The 686-nt window shown below is 57.4% G+C and carries 1 protein-coding gene; it reads left to right on the forward strand.

The genetic code is table 11. The features are described 5' to 3' along the window. Positions 1–129: 129 nt before the first annotated feature. Positions 130–351, forward strand: a complete 222-nt coding sequence (locus X726_RS137235; protein WP_023673978.1) for a DUF768 domain-containing protein — start codon at positions 130–132, stop codon at positions 349–351. Positions 352–686 lie beyond the last annotated feature (335 nt).

Below are 686 nucleotides of genomic sequence, written 5' to 3' on the forward strand. Positions count from 1 at the left end.
ATCGCCTCTGTCGTCGTGGCGCTCCCATGAAGAACCTGGCCCATAGCGCATCCTTTGATTCGGACGAAAAGTACGCGCCATCAAAGCCTGGGATCAAACACCTAATATGCGCTTTGAACTTATCGGCTGATGAGCACACGCGGCATCAACTTTCTCGATCGGTGGATGGCAGAGCACCTGCCCAACGCAATGACTGATGATCCAGTGGCGGTTAGCGACCTCGCTGACGAAATGATGAAATCTGCGGAGCGTGAGGGAATCGGTGCCGACGAGATCAAGGAGGAGGTCGGCAGCGTCTATGAGGTGATCTTGGAGGCGATGCACCACCGGGAAGGCAGCTTGGCCGAATAACCCTTGCCGTCCAGGTCCAGTTAGGAATAGAATCCTTTGCGGCGACCCTTCAACGGAGATCGACATGCCCAAAAGACTCTCGCCGACAACCTGGCCGGGCATCCCATGTGCTGCAAGCAAACTGACGGCATCAACGCGAAGCCGGCGGTCGCGGCCGGCAGCCTTGCAATCCGAGCAGGCGAATAGCCCTCATCTGTTCGGCCGATGTGCCGGGCAAAGGAAGGCGCCAATTTGCAAATGTGATCCTCTCCGGGTCACAGGTTGTGTGCGTCAAGTTCTGCAAAATGGGGCGGCCATGATGCTGGTCATGCGGCTTGGCGCAGAGCGAGCTTCTT

Source organism: Mesorhizobium sp. LSJC285A00, assembly GCF_000503155.1.
In the GTDB taxonomy this organism is placed as follows: Bacteria; Pseudomonadota; Alphaproteobacteria; order Rhizobiales; family Rhizobiaceae; genus Mesorhizobium.

What these genes read in the sequence shown, in the direction of transcription:
- X726_RS137235 (WP_023673978.1), top strand. Translation starts at nt 130, where the DNA reads ATGAGCACACGCGGCATCAACTTTCTCGATCGGTGGATGGCAGAGCAC.